The sequence below is a fragment of the Streptomyces sp. M2CJ-2 genome (genome assembly GCF_016757295.1).
Lineage (GTDB): Bacteria > Actinomycetota > Actinomycetes > Streptomycetales > Streptomycetaceae > Streptomyces.
On sequence record NZ_JAESIF010000024.1, the window covers coordinates 1 to 17374 of the forward strand.

General features: G+C 70.4%; 14 protein-coding genes. 4 read left to right on the forward strand and 10 right to left on the reverse strand.

Translation table 11 applies throughout. The features are described from left to right. Window positions 1-115: 115 nt before the first annotated feature. Both JL475_RS19345 and JL475_RS19350 read right to left on the reverse strand, forming a co-directional pair. A complete protein-coding gene (locus tag JL475_RS19345) occupies window positions 116-2740 on the reverse strand; it encodes an ABC transporter permease/substrate binding protein (protein ID WP_202279042.1) in 2625 nt (874 codons plus the stop codon). Next, window positions 2733-3821 carry a glycine betaine/L-proline ABC transporter ATP-binding protein gene (locus JL475_RS19350; RefSeq protein ID WP_202279043.1) on the reverse strand — a complete coding sequence of 363 codons (1089 nt, stop codon included), beginning with the start codon at window positions 3819-3821 and terminating at the stop codon, window positions 2733-2735. The genes JL475_RS19345 and JL475_RS19350 overlap by 8 nt, the downstream gene beginning before the upstream one ends. A gap of 236 nt (window positions 3822-4057) precedes the next feature. Between JL475_RS19350 and JL475_RS19355 the strand changes: the two genes are divergently transcribed. The 4 genes from JL475_RS19355 to JL475_RS19370 all read left to right on the forward strand — a co-directional run bounded on the left by JL475_RS19355 (window position 4058) and on the right by JL475_RS19370 (window position 7362). Next, window positions 4058-4990 (forward strand): 5'-3' exonuclease, encoded by a 933-nt coding sequence (locus tag JL475_RS19355; protein WP_202279119.1) that lies wholly within the window; start codon window positions 4058-4060, stop codon window positions 4988-4990. Between the two features lie 94 nt (window positions 4991-5084). Next, window positions 5085-5942 (forward strand): siderophore-interacting protein, encoded by an 858-nt coding sequence (locus JL475_RS19360; RefSeq protein WP_202279044.1) that lies wholly within the window; start codon window positions 5085-5087, stop codon window positions 5940-5942. A 159-nt stretch (window positions 5943-6101) separates the two neighbouring features. Further along, window positions 6102-6389 (forward strand): hypothetical protein, encoded by a 288-nt coding sequence (locus tag JL475_RS19365; protein ID WP_202279045.1) that lies wholly within the window; start codon window positions 6102-6104, stop codon window positions 6387-6389. 10 nt (window positions 6390-6399) lie between these two features. Then, window positions 6400-7362, forward strand: a complete 963-nt coding sequence (locus JL475_RS19370; protein WP_202279046.1) for an RluA family pseudouridine synthase — start codon at window positions 6400-6402, stop codon at window positions 7360-7362. Here JL475_RS19370 and JL475_RS19375 read toward each other — a convergent pair. From JL475_RS19375 to tatC, 8 genes are all read right to left on the reverse strand, one after another. Next, complete coding sequence (locus JL475_RS19375; RefSeq protein WP_202279047.1) at window positions 7356-8921, reverse strand: cytochrome P450; 1566 nt, start codon at window positions 8919-8921, stop codon at window positions 7356-7358. The genes JL475_RS19370 and JL475_RS19375 overlap by 7 nt on opposite strands. 91 nt (window positions 8922-9012) lie before the next feature. Beyond that, entirely contained in the window at window positions 9013-9633 is a 621-nt protein-coding gene (locus tag JL475_RS19380; protein ID WP_202279048.1) for an ATP/GTP-binding protein, read from the reverse strand. Continuing rightward, complete coding sequence (locus JL475_RS19385; RefSeq protein ID WP_202279049.1) at window positions 9614-10018, reverse strand: DUF742 domain-containing protein; 405 nt, start codon at window positions 10016-10018, stop codon at window positions 9614-9616. Before JL475_RS19385 ends, JL475_RS19380 begins: the two co-directional genes overlap by 20 nt. Next, window positions 10015-10422, reverse strand: a complete 408-nt coding sequence (locus tag JL475_RS19390) for a roadblock/LC7 domain-containing protein (RefSeq protein WP_202279050.1) — start codon at window positions 10420-10422, stop codon at window positions 10015-10017. The genes JL475_RS19385 and JL475_RS19390 overlap by 4 nt, the downstream gene beginning before the upstream one ends. Beyond that, window positions 10419-12053: a sensor histidine kinase KdpD gene (locus JL475_RS19395; protein WP_202279051.1), complete on the reverse strand. Its 1635-nt coding sequence runs from the start codon at window positions 12051-12053 to the stop codon at window positions 10419-10421. The genes JL475_RS19390 and JL475_RS19395 overlap by 4 nt, the downstream gene beginning before the upstream one ends. Before the next feature lie 545 nt (window positions 12054-12598). Beyond that, window positions 12599-15454: an RNA helicase gene (locus JL475_RS19400; RefSeq protein WP_202279052.1), complete on the reverse strand. Its 2856-nt coding sequence runs from the start codon at window positions 15452-15454 to the stop codon at window positions 12599-12601. Window positions 15455-15494: 40 nt separating this feature from the next. Next, window positions 15495-16385 carry a diacylglycerol kinase gene (locus JL475_RS19405; RefSeq protein WP_202279053.1) on the reverse strand — a complete coding sequence of 297 codons (891 nt, stop codon included), beginning with the start codon at window positions 16383-16385 and terminating at the stop codon, window positions 15495-15497. Window positions 16386-16416: 31 nt separating this feature from the next. After that, window positions 16417-17286: a twin-arginine translocase subunit TatC gene (gene tatC / locus JL475_RS19410; protein ID WP_202279120.1), complete on the reverse strand. Its 870-nt coding sequence runs from the start codon at window positions 17284-17286 to the stop codon at window positions 16417-16419. Between the last annotated feature and the right edge of the window lie 88 nt (window positions 17287-17374).

Below are 17374 nucleotides of genomic sequence, written 5' to 3' on the forward strand. Positions count from 1 at the left end.
GAGGTTCGGTGGGGGTCTCGCGGTGGGTGATTGTCCGGATCCCCACCGTGTTCCGGACGTGCCCGAGGGGCGGGCGGTGGCGGCCGGCGCGGTGGTCACCGCAGCGGCGTCGCCGTCACTGCGGGGTCATGCGCTCCGGCACGTCCGGGTGTTCCTTCAGCCAGGCGGCGACGGCTTCCTCCTCCTGGCCCTGGCCGCGGTCCTTGATCTCCTTCTCGAGCGTGCCGAGTTCGTCCTCGCTCATCGTGAATCCCTTGATCCACTTCGTGAGTTCGGGGTACTGCTCGGGGAACTTCTTGCTCGCGATGGTGTGGATGGTGTTGCTCTCGCCCCAGGCGCCCTTGGGGTCCTTCAGCTTGGTCAGCTCGTACTCGCTGTACGACCAGTGCGGCGACCAGAGGGTGACCGCGATGGGCTCCTTCTTGCTGTAGGCGCGCTTGAGCTCGGCCAGCATCGCCGGCGAGGAGCCGTCGACGACCTTGTACTCCTTGTCCAGGCCGTAGCCCGGCAGGACCTTGGTCTTGAGCAGGTCCATCTGGCCGGTGCCCGGCTCGATGCCGACGATCCGCCCGTTGAACAGGTCGGCCTTGCCCTTGAGGTCCTCGAGCGACTTGACGTCCTTGACGTACGAGGGGACGGCGACCTCCAGTGAGACCGGTTCGTACCAGGTACCGAGGTCGGTGAGTTTGTCCTTGTTCGGCTCGTAGAAGTTCTTCTGGGAGTGCGGCAGCCAGGCGTCGAAGTTGAGGTCGAGATCACCGGTGGAGAGGCCCGTGTAGACCGGCCCGACCTCCATCTGCTTCAGGTTCAGCGTGTAGCCGCGCCGTTCCAGGACGTTCTTCCACAGGTAGGTGATCGCGACGTCCTCCTCCCAGGGGAACCAGGCCACGTCCAGCGGACGCTTCGCCTCGGCGGGAGTGTCACCGGAGCCGGACGACTGCACGGGCGCGAGCTTGTCGACGATGCCCGGGTTGTCCTTCAGCCAGGCGCGGACGGCGTCCTGCTGCTTGCCCTTGCCGGCCTTGTTGATCTCGGCCTCCAGGCTGGTGAGTTCCTCCTCGGTCATCGAGAAGTCCTTCAGCCACTTGCCGACGGTGGGATGGTCGGCGGTGAAGTCCTTGCGGGCCAGGGAGTGCACGCCGTCGCCCTCGCCCCAGGTGCCCTTGGGGTCCTTCAGCTTCTTCAGGTCGAAGTCGCTGTACGCCCAGTGCGGGGACCAGAGCGTGACGACGATCGGTTCCTTCTTGCTGTAGGCCCGCTTGAGCTCGGCCAGCATCGCCGGCGTGGAGCTGTCGACGACCTTGTACTCCTTGTCCAGGCCGTACTCCTTGACGACCTTGTCCTTCAGCAGGCCCATCATTCCGGCGCTGGACTCGATGCCGGTGATCTTCCCGTCGAAGGTGCCGGCCTTGCCCTTGAGGTCCTCGAGGGAGTCGAAGTCCTCCATGTAGGCGGGCACGGCGAGTTCGAGCGACGTCTGGTCGTACCAGGCGCCGAGGTCCTCGAGCCGGTCGCCGTACTTCTTCCAGTACTCGGCGTGGGTGGTGGGCAGCCAGGAGTCCGTCTGGAAGTCGATGTTGCCCTGCGCGAGCGCGGTGTAGAGCGGGCCGGCGTCGAACTGCGTGGCCTCGACCTCGAAGCCCCGCTGCTCGAGGACCTCCTTCCACAGGAAGGTGGAGGCGACGCCCTCGTCCCAGGGGATGTAGCCGATGGAGATCTTCTCGCCGTTGCCGACGTTCTTGCCGTCGGCCGTGGTGTCCGTGCCGTCGGTGGTGCCGCCGAAGATGCTCATGCCGCCGGCCACCAGGGCGAGGACGACGACGCCGATCACGGCGACCTGCGGACGCGGCCGGTAGGACCAGATCTTGAGTCCTCCCTGCGCGACACGGGCCTTGGCGGCGGCGCGGCGGCCGAGCGGGGACACCTGGGTGCCCAGGGCACTGGTCATGCGGTCGAGGTAGATCGCCAGGATGACGATGGCGAGGCCGGCCTCGGCACCCAGACCGATGTTGAGCTGGCCGATGGCCTCGATGACCGCGCCGCCCAGGCCGCCGGTGCCGACCATGCCGGCGATCGCGGCCATGGACAGCCCGAGCATGATCACCTGGTTGACGCCCGCCATCACGGTGGGCAGCGCCAGCGGCAGCTGGACGCGCAGCAGGGTGTTGCGGGGCGTGGTGCCGAACGCCTCGGCCGCCTCCACGAGGTCCTTGTCGACCTGGCGGATGCCCAGCTCGGTCATGCGCACGCCGGGGGCGAGCGCGAAGATCAGGGTGGCGACGACGCCGGGGGCGGGGCCGGTCCCGAAGAACAGGATGGCCGGGATCAGGTAGATCATCGCGGGCAGCGTCTGCATGAAGTCCAGGACCGGCCGCACGACGGCGCTGACCCGGTCCGAGCGTGCCGCCCAGATACCCACGGGCACCGCGACGACCAGCGCGATGACGGTGGCGACGATGACCAGCGCCAGCGTGACCATCGAGTCCGCCCACAGTTCCATGGAGTCGAGGAAGGCGAATCCCAGGAAGGTGAGGACACCGGCGAAGGTGCCGCGCAGCCAGAAGGCGATCACCGCGAAGATACCGGCGAGCAGCAGCGGTTCCGGTGCCTGCAGGACGGCGTTGACACCGTCGTAGGCGCCGGTGAAGACGGCCTTGAAGAAGTCGAACAGCCAGGTCACGTTGTCGAGCAGCCAGTCGACGCCGCTGTTGACCCATTCGCCGAGCGGGATCCTAGGCACGGGCCATCACCTTCTCGCCCTTGCCCCGCTGGGAGTCGCAGGTGCCGGGAGCGGCCTCCTCGTCACCGAGGAAGCCCACGAGCCGCTGCCGGGGCACGACCCCGACGACCGCGCCCTCGCCGTCGAGGACCGCCACGGGGTGCGCCGCGCGGGCGCTGATCGCGCACAGCTCGGTGAACGGCGTCCGAGGGTTCGCGGTCTCGCAGTCGCAGTCGGCCTCGTCGCCGCGCACCTCCCGGTCCATCACGGCGCCGGCGGTCAGCACCCGGGAGCGGTCGACGTCCTGGGTGAAGGAGGCGACGTAGTCGTTGGCGGGGCGGATCAGGATGTCCTGCGCGGTGCCGATCTGCACGATGCGGCCGTCACGCATCACCGCGATGCGGTCGCCCAGGCGCATGGCCTCGTTGAGGTCGTGGGTGATGAAGACGATCGTCTTCTTCAGCTTCTTCTGCAGCTCCACCAGCTGGTCCTGCATGTCGCGGCGGATCAGCGGGTCGAGCGCGCTGAAGGACTCGTCCATCAGCAGCAGGTCGGCGTCGGTGGCGAGCGCGCGGGCCAGACCCACCCGCTGCTGCATACCACCGGACAGCTCGTCGGGCCAGGACTTCTCCCAGCCGGCCAGGCCGCACAGAGCGAGCGCCTCGTCGGCGCGGCGTTCGCGCTCGGCGCGGGGCACGCCCTGCACTTCCAGTCCGTAGGCGGCGTTCTCGCGAACGCTGCGATGCGGGAACAGAGCGAAGTGCTGGAAGACCATGCTTATCTTCTTGGAACGGACGTCACGCAGTTCCCGGTCGGACAGCGCGGTGAGGTCCTCACCGCCGAAACGCACCTGTCCGGCGGTCGGCTCCGACAGACCGTTGAGCATGCGCAGCAGGGTGGACTTGCCGGATCCGGACAGGCCCATGACGACGAAGATCTCGCCCGGCTCCACCGTGAACGAGGCGTCGATGACGGCGGCCGTGGTCCCCTGGTCGCGCAGCTCCTCACGGTCGGTCTCGTCGTTGCGCAGTCTCTCGACCGCCTGTCCCGGTCGTCTGCCGAACACCTTGTACAGATGTTCCGCTTCCAGTCTGGTTGACACGCGCACCTCGTTGTCTCGACGGCAATGGCAGGAGCGATGCCCGGCGGTAGGCTCACGCGGTCTTGAACTGCTGAAAACAGTTGAACCTGCAACCGGCATCGCTCCGTGCCCGCGCCTCCCCCGTTTCAGCCAAGGCAAACGTGTGTCCTGTTTCACAGAAGAAGCGCATGACGCGACGCGTCGCGCATCCCCACCCGCTGTCATGTGGCTGCGGGGCACTGTCGGTGGCGTACGGCATGATGCGCAACGTGACCGGACGACTCATGCTCCTCGACACCGCCTCCCTCTACTTCCGCGCCTACTTCGGCGTCCCGGACTCGGTCAGGGCCCCGGACGGCACGCCGGTGAACGCCGTGCGCGGGCTGCTCGACTTCATCGACCGCCTGGTCAAGGACCACCGGCCGACCGATCTGGTGGCGTGCATGGACGCCGACTGGCGTCCGAAGTGGCGGGTGGAGCTGATCCCCTCCTACAAGGCGCACCGCGTCGCCGAGGAGCGCCCGTCGGGCCCCGACGAGGAGGAGGTGCCCGACACCCTGTCCCCGCAGGTGCCGGTCATCGAGGCCGTCCTGGACGCCATCGGCATCGCGCGCGTGGGGGTCGCCGAGTACGAGGCGGACGACGTCATCGGCACGTTCACCGCGCGGGCGCGCGGTCCGGTCGACATCGTCACCGGCGACCGCGACCTGTACCAGCTGGTGGACGACGCGCGGGGGGTGCGGGTGCTGTATCCGCTGAAGGGCGTGGGCACGCTCCAGGCCACCGACGAGGCCGTACTGCGCGAGAAGTACGGGGTCGGCGGCGCGGGGTACGCGGACCTGGCGCTGCTGCGCGGCGACCCGAGCGACGGCCTGCCCGGCGTACCGGGCGTCGGTGAGAAGACGGCGGCCAAGTTGCTGGCCGAGTTCGGCGACCTGGCCGGGATCCTGGCGGCGGTGGACGATCCGGGGGCCCGGCTCACGCCGACCCAGCGCAAGCGCCTCACCGAGGCGCTGCCCTACCTGGCGGTCGCGCCCAGGGTCGTCCGGGTCGCGCACGGCGTACCGCTCCCGGACGTCGACACGACGCTGCCGCGGGCGCCTCGCGACCCTGACGCCGTACGGGCGCTGGCGGCCCGCTGGGGCCTGGGCGGGTCCCTGGAGCGGCTGCTGGCGACCCTCGCGCGGTAGGGGCCGAGCTGAGGGCGGCAGCACACGGGCAGGAGGGGTTCCCTGGACAGAGGTGTTAGGTTAGGTAAACCTAACCGAGCAACAGGGAGCCTCCATGGCAGAGCGACCGGGACGCCAGCCGCGCAAGCCGCACTCCGGGCAGGTGATCCGCACCGAGCAGCTGACCCCGCACATGCGGCGCGTGGTGCTGGGCGGTGACGGCCTGGCCGACTTCTCGGCGGACACGGCCACCGACCACTACGTGAAGCTGCTGTTCCCGGCCGAGGGCGTCACCTACCCGGAGCCGTTCGACATGAAGCGGATCCGCGAGGAGTTCCCGCGCGCCCAGTGGCCGGTGACCCGGACCTACACCGTGCGCCACTGGGACGCCGAGCAGCGCGAGCTGACCCTGGACTTCGTGATCCACGGGGACGAGGGGCTGGCCGGTCCCTGGGCCCTGCGGGTCCTGCCGGGCGAAACCGTGTTCCTCATCGGGCCCGGCGGCGCCTATGCTCCCGACCCGGCCGCCGACTGGCATCTGCTGGCGGGCGACGAGAGCGCGCTGCCCGCGATCGCCCGGTCGCTCGAGGCGATGCCGAGCGGGGCCAGAGTGCATGCCTTCGTGGAGATCGACGGCCCCCGGGAGGAACAGAAGATCGACTCCGAGGTGGCGGTCACCTGGCTGCACCGCGGGGACCGCCCGGTCGGCGAGGCGCTGGTGGAGGCCGTGCGGGGCCTGGAGTTCCCCGAGGGCCGGGTACAGGCCTTCGTCCACGGCGAGGCGCACTTCGTCAAGGAGCTGCGCCGTCTGCTGCGGGTCGAGCGGCAGATCCCGCGCGAGGACCTCTCGATCTCCGGCTACTGGCGGCTCGGTCACAACGAGGACGGCTGGCAGGCCTCGAAGCAGGAGTGGAACACACAGGTCGAGACGGAGCAGGAGCAGACGCCGCAGCAGGCCGCGGCAGCCTCCTGACCCGCCGCGCTCGAAACCCGAACCGGCGTCATCCGATCCGCCCGGCCTGAACGGGCGCCCTGCGGGGCGGCGCCGGTCGGGTGAACCCTGGGCCCCGCGCCGCGGTGGGCGGCGTGGCGAGGCCGGGCGGGCCGGGGTACTGGCCGAGGATCCGGCCGCGTGGCAGACACCTTCGAAGAACTTGTGGCCAAGCAGCGCGCGGCGGACGAGGCGCATGTCCGCGTACGCCATCTGCAGGAGACCTACGGCCCGCCCACCCGGACCAGGTGGAGCGGGCAGCAGACCAGTACCTGGGAGACCGCCTGGCGGGCCTGGCGCGACCTCGCCCGGGAGGTCCAGCTGGCGGTGAGCGAGTACGCACGGACCCAGGGAAAGCCGCGCCACGTGGTCGAGGCCGAGGTCAAGGAGGCGGTGCGGCACGAGGAACAGGGCGGGGCGGACATGTAGGGCCGTAACCTTGGCCCCCGTGAGACGCAGACGCCGGATCCTCCCGCCCTCCCCGCTGCCGCAGCGCGACGGTGTGGACCCGGTGCGGCTGCGGCTGCCCGCGGCGGGGCCGGGGGCCACCGTGCGGGAGCATCTGGTGGCCCGGCTCCCGGCCGGCGCCGGTGTCGTCGACGGCATGTTCGACGCGGGGCTGATCGTGGGGGCGGACGGGCGGCCCGTACCGGCGGACACCCCGTACGCACCGGGGTTGTACGTGTGGTTCCACCGGGAGCTGCCCTCCGAGGTACCGGTGCCCTTCCCACTGGAGATCGTGTACCGGGACGAGCACATCGTCGTCGCCGACAAGCCCCACTTCCTGGCCACCACACCGCGCGGCAGCCATGTCGCCGAGACCGCGCTGGCCCGGCTGCGCCGCGAGCTCGGCATCCCCCTGCTGGGTGCCGCGCACCGCCTCGACCGGCTCACCGCGGGGCTGGTGCTGTTCACCGTGCGGCCCGAGGAGCGCGGCGCCTACCAGACGCTGTTCCGGGACCGGCGGATGCACAAGGAGTACGAGGCCGTCGCCCCGCACGATCCCGCGCTCGCCCTGCCCCGGACCGTGCGCAGCCGGATCGTGAAGGAGCGCGGGGTGCTGACCGCCCGCGAGGTCGAGGGGGAGCCGAACGCGCTCAGCCGGGTCGAGCTCCTGGGCCACCGGGCGGACGGACTGGCCCGGTACCGGCTGGTGCCCGGCACCGGGCAGACCCATCAGCTGCGGGTGCATATGACCGCTCTGGGCGTGCCGATCCTCGGCGACCCGCTGTACCCCCAGGTGACCGCGCCCGTCCCGGCCGGTGACTTCCGGCGACCGCTGCAACTGCTGGCACGGACACTGGAGTTCACCGATCCGGTGACGGGTGTGGAGCACCGGCTGCACAGCCGCCGGACGCTCGCGGCCTGGACCTCGTACGAGCAGTGGGCAGCCGGTCAGTAACCGCCCCACCACCGCAGGAAGCGTTGCCGGGCACCGGCCGGGTGGGCGGCGGGTTCGGCGGCCGCGGTCGTCGTCGGTTCCGCCACCGGCCCGGCGGGCTGTGGCACGGGCGGGGCCGGGGCCCGCGGCGCGGGAACGTCGTGGTGCCCGAACGGCTCGGGGCGGTCGGCCGGCTCGGGACGGGCGGCGGGCGACGGCACGGCCTGCTCCGGCTCGGGGGCACCGATGTACCAGTTGGACCGCTGGGTCGGCTGGTGGTCGTGGTTCGGCTGCTGGGTCACCTCCTGGGGCGGCCTGGGCATGAACTGGACGGGCAGCTCGATGAGATGCCGTGAGGCGATGGACTCGGCGTGGCGCAGGTCCTCGTCGTCGACGTCGAGTTCGAGGTCGGGCAGCCGCATCAGCAGCGCGTCGACGCCGATCTCGGCGATGGCGCGCCCGATGTCCTGTCCGGGACACTCGTGCGGGCCGCCGCCGAAGGCGAGGTGGGAGCGGTTGCCCTGCATGTGGGCGGTGGGGTCCGGGCGTACCCGCGGGTCCACGTTGGCCGGTGCGGGGGCGAACAGCAGACCGTCGCCCTTGCGGATGCGCTGGCCGCCGAGTTCCGTCTCCTGCTTGGCGAAGTAGGCGAAGATGGTACTGAACGGCGGTTCGTCCCACAGTAGTTGCTCGACCGCCTCCGGCACCGTCATCTGCCCGCCGTTGAGCTGGGCGCGGAAGCGCGGGTCGACCAGCACCGTGCGCAGCACGTTGGCGAGGAGGTTGGCCGTCGACTCGTAGGCGGCAATGAGCACCACCCGCAGGTGCTCCCTGACCTCGTCGTCGGTCAGCCCGGCCGGGTGGGTGACGAGATGACTGGCGAAGTCCTCCCGCTGCTCCGCCCTGCGGCGCGCGGTGAGCCGGCTCAGGGCGCCCATGATGTACTCGTTGCTGGCGATGGCGGTCTCGGTGCCCCTGAGCATGTCACGGGCCGCCTCGACCATCCGGTCGTTGTACTCGTCGGGCATGCCCAGGACGTGGCACATCACGGCCATCGGCAGGTGCTCGGCGAACTGGCTGACGACCTCGGCCTCGCCCACTTCGCAGAACCGGTTGACGAGACGCTGGGTGCAGCGATTGATGTGTCGGCGCAGACTGCGGAAGTCGATGGTCGACACGGCGAAGTCGATCACGCCGCGCAGCCGCTTGTGTTCGTCGCCCTCGGCGTGGGCGCACATCGGCTGCCAGGCGATGTGCGGCATCAGCGGGTGGTCGGGTTTGACCAGGCCGTCCCGGAGCGGGGACCAGATACGGCTGTCCTTGGTGTACTGCGCGGGGGTGCGCACCATGTGCAGGTTCTCGGCGTGGCCGAGGACCACCCACACGGGCACGTCGTCGTGGAGCAGTGCCGGGGCCACGGGGCCGTGTTCGGCGCGGAGTTCCTCGTACAGCTTCTTCAGGTCCGCCGACTCGTGCAGCCGGGGCAGCCCCCCGGGGCCCAGGCCGTGCGCGGGGCAGCCGGGGGGCGGGCCGAGCCGGGGGGCGTCCGTTCCGGTCGGGGAGTGGGATTCAGGCGTCACAGTGGTCGCTCCGGAAAAGGAGGGAGAGCAGGGGGGCGGGAGGAGGTGGTTCGGGGCGCACGTCGCACAGGGGCGGGCCGGACGGCGGGTCTCAGGCGAGCGAGCCCGTCATGGCGAGCGAGTGCAGGAACCGCATCAGCGTCATCAGGACGTCCCGGCTGGAGGCCCGGCGCCGCACATCGCACTCCATGATGGGAATGTCCTCGGACAGGTCGAGCGCCGTACGCAGATCCTTCATCGGGTAACGGGGCGCGTCGGGGAAGGAGTTGACGGCGACGACGAACGGCACCCCGCGTTCCTCCAGCCGCCCCATGACGTCGAAACTGACTTCGAGGCGCCGCGTGTCGACCAGCACCACCGCGCCGAGCGCTCCCTCGAACAGCCCGTTCCACAGGAACCAGAACCGCTCCTGGCCCGGGGTGCCGAAGAGGTAGAGCACCAGCTGGTCGGTGATCTTGATGCGGCCGAAGTCCATGGCCACCGTGGTGGCCGTCTTGGTCGCGGAACCGAAGTTGTCGTCGACTCCGACGCCGGCCTGGGTCATGGTCTCCTCGGTGGTCAGCGGTTTGATCTCACTGACCGACCCGACCATGGTCGTCTTGCCGACCCCGAACCCGCCCACGACGACGATCTTCGCCGCGGCCTCGGCCGTGTGCGGCAGCTGATCCTCGGTCCGTGGGCCCGGGATGGTCTCAGAGCCTTTGAAGTCCATGCATCACCGCTTCGAGAAGGGAACGGTCGGGGAGCGCCTGACGGACGATCGGGGCGCGCGCCTGCACCAGTTCCGCCGTCAGCATCTCGGTGAGCAGCACGGTCACCACGCTGAACGGCAGGCTGAGATAGGCCGAGAGCTCGGCCACGGACAGGGGGGCGGCACAGAGCCGGAGCAGTGCCGCCTGCTCGGGTGTGGCGGAGGGCGGCGGATCCTCCACCCGCGCCACGATCAGTGTGACGAGGTCGAGGTTCGCGCGTTTCCCGTCCGCCCCGGCGACGACGTACAGCCGTTCCGGGTTGGGCAGCTCGCCTTCCTCGACCCGGGCCGATTTCGGAGGGGGGCCCTCCCCGGGGGTGCGCCTCTGGCGTTGCGGAGGCGTCATACGGTCTGCCCGTTCCGGCGGGGCGGGCTGGTGAGGTGGGCGCCGATGCGGACGACGAGGTCGCGCATCATGGCCCCCATCCGCCCGGGTTCGCAGGTCATGTCGGAGAGCACCGCGAGGTAGGCGTTGGCGCCGGCGGCCATCAGGTAGAAGTAGCCACCGTTGATCTCGATGATCACCATCTTCATCTCGCCGTCGCTGCGCGGGAGTTCCCCGGCGACGGCTCCGGCAAGGCTCTGCACGCCGGCGCAGGCCGCGGCGACCCGGTCGGCGGCGTCCGGCTCGCCGCCGTAGCGGGCGATGCGCAGGCCGTCCGCCGAGAGGACCACGATCATCTCGACGCCGGGTACGCCGTCGGCGAGCTCCTTGAGCATCCAGTCGAAGTTGGCGCGTTGCTGGATCACTTCAGGTCCCCCTCGTCGTCGGCCTCGGTACGGGCCGGTTCGTTGATCAGATGCAGGTACGCGGTCGGGTTCCGGGTGAAGTCGGTGGGGTGGACGCCGGGTTCGAGGTCCTTCTTCAGGCCGTCCCAGAACGCGTCGACCCACAGCCCGGGCTCGCGGTCGTCCTTCGGCTTCGCGGGCTCGGGTTCGGGCGTCGCCCAGGGGGACCGGACGGTCTCACCCCGTTCGGCGGCATCCCGTTCGGCCCGTTCGGCGGCGGCCTGTTCGGCGTACCGCTGGGACAGCGGGGTCTTCACCCGGCTGCGGCGCTGCGGCAGGCCGCCCGCGGTCCACTCGGTGACCACGGGGACCTCGTCCTCCATGGAGACGGTGGTGGGGATGGTCGGGCTGGTGGGGCGGCGCTTCTTGGGGGCGCGCTCGGGGCCCGGGAGCGCGTCGATCTGCATGGGCACCGAGGTCGCCCCGATGCCGTGGGCGAGGCCGACGCCGGGTTCGGTGGTCATCATGTCGCTCGGCACGACGAGGACGGCGCGGACGCCGCCGTAGGCGGAGGCCCGCAGCGAGACCTGCATGTCGTAGCCGGAGCAGAGCCGGCCGATGACGGCGAGGCCCAGGCGCGGGCTCACCCCGAGGTCCTGGAGGTCGACGCCGGCCTTGGCCTGCTCCAGCTTGGTCTCGATCCGGGTCCGGGCCTGCTCGTCGAGGCTGACCCCGGCGTCCTCGATCTCGATGGCGACGCCGGTCTGCACCTCGATGGCGGTGACGTGGACCTTGGTGTGGGGCGGCGAGTACCGGGTGGCGTTGTCGAGGAGTTCGGCGACGGCGTGGATGACGGGCTCGACGGAGATGCCCTTGATGTTGACCTTGGCGATGGACTTCAGGTCGATGCGGCGGTACTCGAGGATGCGGGACATGGCGCCGCGCAGCACGCTGTAGAGGGCGACCGGCTGGGGCCACTGACGTCCGGGACGGCCGCCGCCGAGTACGGAGATGGAGTCGGCGAGGCGGCCGATCATCGCGGTGCCGTGGTCGATGCGGAGCAGGTCGTCGAAGACCTCGGGGTTGCGGCCGTGGTCCTCCTCCATCTCCCTCAGTTCCTTGGCCTGCTGATGGACGATCGCCTGGACGCGGCGGGCGATGCTGACGAAGGAGCGCTGGGAGGAGTCGCGCAGCGCTTCCTCGTCGTCGATGATCTTCAGCATCGTCTTGAGGAGTTCGATCTGGTACTGGGGCAGATCACGCCAGGCCGGGTTGACCTCCTTGAGGTGGAGGAGCACTTCCCTGGGGGTGTTTCCGCGGTGCAGGAAGTCCAGGGCCTCGGGTACGACGGCGTCCGCGAAGTGCAGCGTCTCCGTGTCGTGGGCGGCGATCCGCGCCTCCAGATACGCACGGTGACGATCGTGCCCGGCACGCTCGTCCCGCAGGAGGCGGCCGCGGCGTACCGCCTCGGCCGCGGCGGCGGTCACCAGCAGGGTGGCGACGGCACCGCACACGCCGACGGCGATCCGGGCGGGCTCCGTCACCAGGGCGACGGCGGCTCCGGTTGCCGCGGCCATCAGTATGGCGGGGAGCAACAGCACGCGCGCATAGGGAAGTTCACGGCGAACGGGCGGGGATTGGACACTCACCATGTAGGCCTCTGAAACGAATCGGCTGATGGTCGGGGGACATACGAGATGTGCTGGATCAGGAAATCGAGGAAAACATCCGCACAATGGGGAACAAGCGCACGAATTCATCCCAACTCGGCGCGCTGCGGGCGAGCTTAGTCCGACCGGATCATCGCCGTGTCATATTCAGCAAGTGCCGGAAACGGCCGACGGGACAGGAGTACCCTCGAACCCATTTGCACGCTGGGATTCCGCTCGAACACCGTGCGTAACGGCGTACGGGTGTGCGGTACTCACTCACCGTGAAGAGTGAAGGGCGCCCGCGCCGCGCGGTGGCGCGGGCAAGGAGCGAGGTGGCGGGTCCTTCGGGGCCGCCCCTCTCGGAGAAGTCCGGGGCGGTGCCCGGCCCGTGCGGGTCCCGATTCTGCCCGCGGAACCACCACGTCATGCTCCCGGCAGGGGCGCACCGGACGCAGAAGCCCGGCGCGCACGGAGCGCGCCGGGCTTCACGGCGTACCGGACGGGCCGGTTCGGACCCGGGCCGACGGGGTGGGGCGCCGGGGCGGTCAGCCCACGGACGAGTAGGCCACCACTCCCCTCAGCAGCGCGTCCACCGCCCTGCGGGCGTTCTTCGCGACCGTCGAGCCCTCCGCCGCCGGTGCCGCGGCCGAGATCTGGCCCAGCACGTCGATGACCTGCTTGCACCAGCGCACGAAGTCCCCCGCCGGCATCTCCGCCTCGCGCAGCACCTCGTCGAGGCCCTTGCCGGACGCCCACATGTAGGCGGCCCAGGCGAAGCCGAGGTCGGGCTCGCGCTGCCCCACGCCCTCGGTCTGGGTGATCCGGAAGTCCTCCTCCAGGGCGTCGAGGCGCCCCCAGATGCGGACCATCTCGCCGAGCGCGGCCTTCGCCTTGCCGGTGGGCACCTTGGGCGCCATCGCGTCGTCGCTGACCCGGGCCTCGTACACCAGCGCCGAGACGCAGGCGGCCAGTTCGGCCGGGCCCAGCTGCTCCCAGACGCCCTCGCGCAGGCATTCGCTGGCCAGCAGGTCGAGTTCGCCGTACAGCCGGGCGAGCCGCTTGCCGTGCTCGGTGACCTCGTCGCCCCGCAGGTAGTCCAACTCGGTCAGCAGGGCGACGATGCGGTCGAAGGTGCGGGCGATGGTGTTCGTCCGGCCCTCGATGCGCCGCTCCAGCTGCGCGGTGTCCCGCCGCAGCCGGTGGTAGCGCTCGGCCCAGCGGGCGTGGTCCTCCCGGTCGTCGCAGCCGTGGCACGGATGCGCCCGGATCTCCTTGCGCAGCCGGGTGATCTCCCGGTCGTCGACCGCCTGGGAACGCCGCTTGCGGTGCCGCTCCGGCACTATGTGCCCGGCCTTGGTGCGCAGGGCGGACGCCAGGTCCCGACGGGACTGCGGTGAGCGCGCGTTGAACGACTTCGGGATGCGCATCCGCTCCAGCGCCTCGACGGGCACCGGGAAGTCGATCGACGCCAGCCGCTTGACCTGCCGCTCCGCGGTCAGCACCAGGGGGCGCGGGCCGTCGTGGTACTCGACGCCGCGGTAGCCGCCCGCACGGCCCGCGGGCAGCCCCGGATCGAGGACCAGCGCCAGCCCCGCGTACTTGCCGGTGGGCACGTGGATGACATCACCGGGCTTGAGCTTCTCCAGCGCGACGGCCGCCTCCGCCCGCCGCTGCGCCACGCCCTCGCGGGCCAGCTCCGTCTCCCGGTCCTTGAGGTCGCGGCGCAGCCGCGCGTACTCCTCGAAGTCGCCGAGGTGACAGGTCATGGAGGCCTGGTAGCCCTCGAGGCCCTCCTCGTTGCGCTGCACCTGCCGCGAGATGCCGACCACCGACTTGTCCGCCTGGAACTGCGCGAACGACGTCTCCAGCAGCTCGCGCGAGCGGTGCCGGCCGAACTGCTCGACCAGGTTGACCGCCATGTTGTACGACGGCTTGAAGCTGGACCGCAGCGGATACGTACGCGTGCCGGCCAGTCCCGCGAGGTGTTCGGGGTTCATGCCGCGCTGCCACAGCACGACCGCGTGGCCCTCGACGTCGATGCCGCGCCGGCCGGCCCGGCCGGTCAACTGGGTGTACTCGCCGGGGGTGATGTCGGCGTGCTGCTCGCCGTTCCACTTGACGAGCTTCTCCAGCACCACCGAGCGGGCGGGCATGTTGATGCCGAGGGCGAGGGTCTCGGTCGCGAAGACCGCCTTGACCAGGCCGCGGACGAACAGTTCCTCGACGACCTCCTTGAACGTCGGCAGCATGCCAGCGTGGTGGGCCGCGATGCCGCGCTCCAGGCCCTCCAGCCACTCGTAGTAGCCGAGGACGTGCAGGTCCTCGGTCGGGATGGAGGCGGTGCGTTCCTCCACGAGGGAGCGGACCTGCTCCCGCGCCTGGTCGTCGTTGAGCCTGAGGCCCGCGTACAGGCACTGCTGGACGGCGGCCTCGCAGGCGGCACGGCTGAAGATGAAGGTGATGGCGGGCAGCAGGCCCTGGGCGTCGAGCCGCTCGATCACCTCGGGGCGGCCCGGTGTCCAGACCCGTGAGCGCTGTCTGCGCTCACGCTCCCGGTCCGCCTCACGCATGGCGCGGCCGCGGCGCCGGTCGCCCCACGACGGGCGGGTCGCCTCCATCCGGGCCATCCGCACGAGGTCGGGGTTCACGGCCTTCTTCCGGCCCTCGCCCTCCTCGAACAGGTCGTAGATCCGGCGCCCGGCGAGCACGTGCTGGAACAACGGCACGGGCCGGTGCTCGGAGACGATCACCTCGGTGTCGCCGCGGACGGTGTCCAGCCAGTCGCCGAACTCCTCGGCGTTCGACACCGTCGCCGACAGTGACACCAGGGTCACCGACTCGGGAAGGTGGATGATCACTTCCTCCCAGACGGCGCCCCGGAAGCGGTCGGAGAGGTAGTGCACCTCGTCCATGACCACGTACCCGAGGCCGAGGAGCGTCTGCGAACCCGCGTACAGCATGTTCCGCAGCACCTCGGTGGTCATCACGACCACGGGGGCTCCGGAGTTGACGCTGTTGTCGCCGGTGAGCAGACCGACCTTGTCGGTGCCGTAACGGCGGCACAGATCGGTGTACTTCTGGTTCGAGAGCGCCTTGATGGGCGTCGTGTAGAAGCACTTCTTGCCCTGCTGGAGGGCGAGGTGGACGGCGAACTCGCCGACGATCGTCTTGCCGGAGCCGGTGGGCGCGGCCACCAGCACGCCCTTCCCCGCTTCGAGCGCCTGGCAGGACTCGATCTGGAAGGGGTCGAGGCCGAAGTCGTACATCTCGCGGAAGGAGGCGAGCGCGGTGGCCTGCTCGGCAGCGCGCCTGCGTGCTGCCGCATACCGCTCGGCCGGTGAGAGATCCTCTGTCATCGTGCTCTCGAGCGTACCGGGCCGCACTGACAACAGGACGATCATTATCCGGATCCGTTCCCGTCGGGCCCGCGGTACGCCCAGCTCAGGGGCCCACGACCCGTACCGCGCCACGGACACAGCGCGCGGTCAGCGGCAGCGGCCCGACCAGCTCGCCGTCCGCGTATCCGGTGACCTCCTCGGCCGCCAGCTCCACCCGCGACGCCCGGAACACGCTGACCTCGGGAAGGTGGACGTGGGTGCCCCGGTACACCGTCGGGAACACCCGCAGCAGCCTGGCGCGGCTGCAGTCGCCGACCACGGTGACGTCGAACAGCCCGTCCGTGAGGTCGGCGCCGGGGCAGATCCGCATGCCGCCACCGTACGACGCCCCGTTGCCGACGGCCACCAGCGTCGCCTCGACCTCGCGGACGGCGCCGTCGTCGAGGGTGATCCGGTACGGGATCGGGCGCAGTGCCGCGAGTTCGGCGACGACGGCGAGGTCGTACTTGAAGCGCCCCGCCGGCAGCCGCATCCGGTTGCCGCGGTCGTTGACCCGGGAGTCGAACCCGGAGGCGAGGACGGCTCCGAACCAGCGGTCGCCGACCCGTCCCAGGTCGATGTCGCGCACCCGTCCGCACTTGAGGGCGTCGGCGATCATCCGGCCTGCGGCGGCCGGTTCCCGCAGGGGCATGCCCAGCGAGCGGGCGAAGTCGTTGCCGGTGCCGACGGCGACCAGGCCGAGCGGGGTGCCGGTGCCGACGACGGCCTGCAGGGCCAGGTTCACCATGCCGTCACCGCCGACGGCGATCAAGGCGCCGGTGCCCTCCTCGACGGCGTCCCGCGCGCGGGCGAGCGCGTCCGCCGCGTCCTCGCCGAGAACGGTCCGCACGGAGAAACCGGCCGCACGCAACGCGGAAGCAGCCGGTCGCGCCGCACGGGCGCCCCGGCCGCGACCCGCGGTGGGGTTGACGAAGAGGGTGATCTCGCTGGTCACGGGAGTGACCTTACGAGGTCCGGCCCGGCCCTCAGGTCACGTCGTCATAACCGTTGACCCGGTCCCTGGCCGCCTGCTCGGGCACGGCGGCCACGGGTTCCGCCGGGGCGACGGCCTCGGGGGTGAGGTCCAGCTCGGAGGCCTCGTCGTCGGCGGGGCCCGCAGACACCTTGCGGGCGCGTCGTTTGTCGTTGACCAGCGAGAACGCCACAGCAGCGAAGTAGAGAAGGATGATGGGACCGGAGAGCGCGATCATTCCCACGGGGTCGGTCGTGGGCGTCGCGACTGCGCCGAAGACGAAGACACCCATGACGACACCCCGCCACCAACCGGTCATGCGGCGGCCGGAAACGATACCGACCATGTTCAGCATGATGAGCAGAAGGGGAAGCTCGAAGGCCAAGCCGAAGATCAGCACCATCCTGATGGTGAAGTCGAGGACCTCGTCGAGCGACAGGATGTTGGCCGATCCCCCGGGCGTGAGGCTGAGAAGCACCTTCACACTGATCGGCAGGATGACGTACGCCAGGTAGGCACCGCTCGCGAACAACGGGACCGCAACCGAGACGAAGATGTAGGTGTACTTCTTCTCGTGCCTGTGCAGTCCGGGGGCCACGAACGCCCAGAGCTGATAGAGCCACACCGGGCTGGAGACGACAAGGCCGGCCATGAGGCTCACCTTGATCGTCGTGGTGAACGGCGACGTCAGAGTATTGAACGACACAATGGCGCAGTTGCCGCCGTCGCTGTTCGCCAGATCCTCGCACTTCGGCACCGGCTCCGCGAGGAACTGCATGAGCTGCTCGCTGTAGAACGCAGCTGCGATCATCACCACGATGATCACGGCAACAGACTTGGCGAGCCGATTGCGCAGCTCACGCAGGTGTTCCACAAGAGGCATCCGCCCCTCGGGATCCTTCTCCTGCTTGCGGGCAGACTTGAGCAACCCACGTTCCCATCTCGTGCGGCGGGCCGGGGATCACCGGCCC

What these genes read in the sequence shown, in the direction of transcription:
- JL475_RS19355 (WP_202279119.1), top strand. Translation starts at nt 4,058, where the DNA reads ATGATGCGCAACGTGACCGGACGACTCATGCTCCTCGACACCGCCTCC.
- JL475_RS19360 (WP_202279044.1), top strand. Translation starts at nt 5,085, where the DNA reads ATGGCAGAGCGACCGGGACGCCAGCCGCGCAAGCCGCACTCCGGGCAG.
- JL475_RS19380 (WP_202279048.1), bottom strand. Translation starts at nt 9,633, where the DNA reads ATGGACTTCAAAGGCTCTGAGACCATCCCGGGCCCACGGACCGAGGAT.
- JL475_RS19385 (WP_202279049.1), bottom strand. Translation starts at nt 10,018, where the DNA reads ATGACGCCTCCGCAACGCCAGAGGCGCACCCCCGGGGAGGGCCCCCCT.
- JL475_RS19395 (WP_202279051.1), bottom strand. Translation starts at nt 12,053, where the DNA reads ATGGTGAGTGTCCAATCCCCGCCCGTTCGCCGTGAACTTCCCTATGCG.
- JL475_RS19400 (WP_202279052.1), bottom strand. Translation starts at nt 15,454, where the DNA reads ATGATCGTCCTGTTGTCAGTGCGGCCCGGTACGCTCGAGAGCACGATG.
- tatC (WP_202279120.1), bottom strand. Translation starts at nt 17,286, where the DNA reads ATGCCTCTTGTGGAACACCTGCGTGAGCTGCGCAATCGGCTCGCCAAG.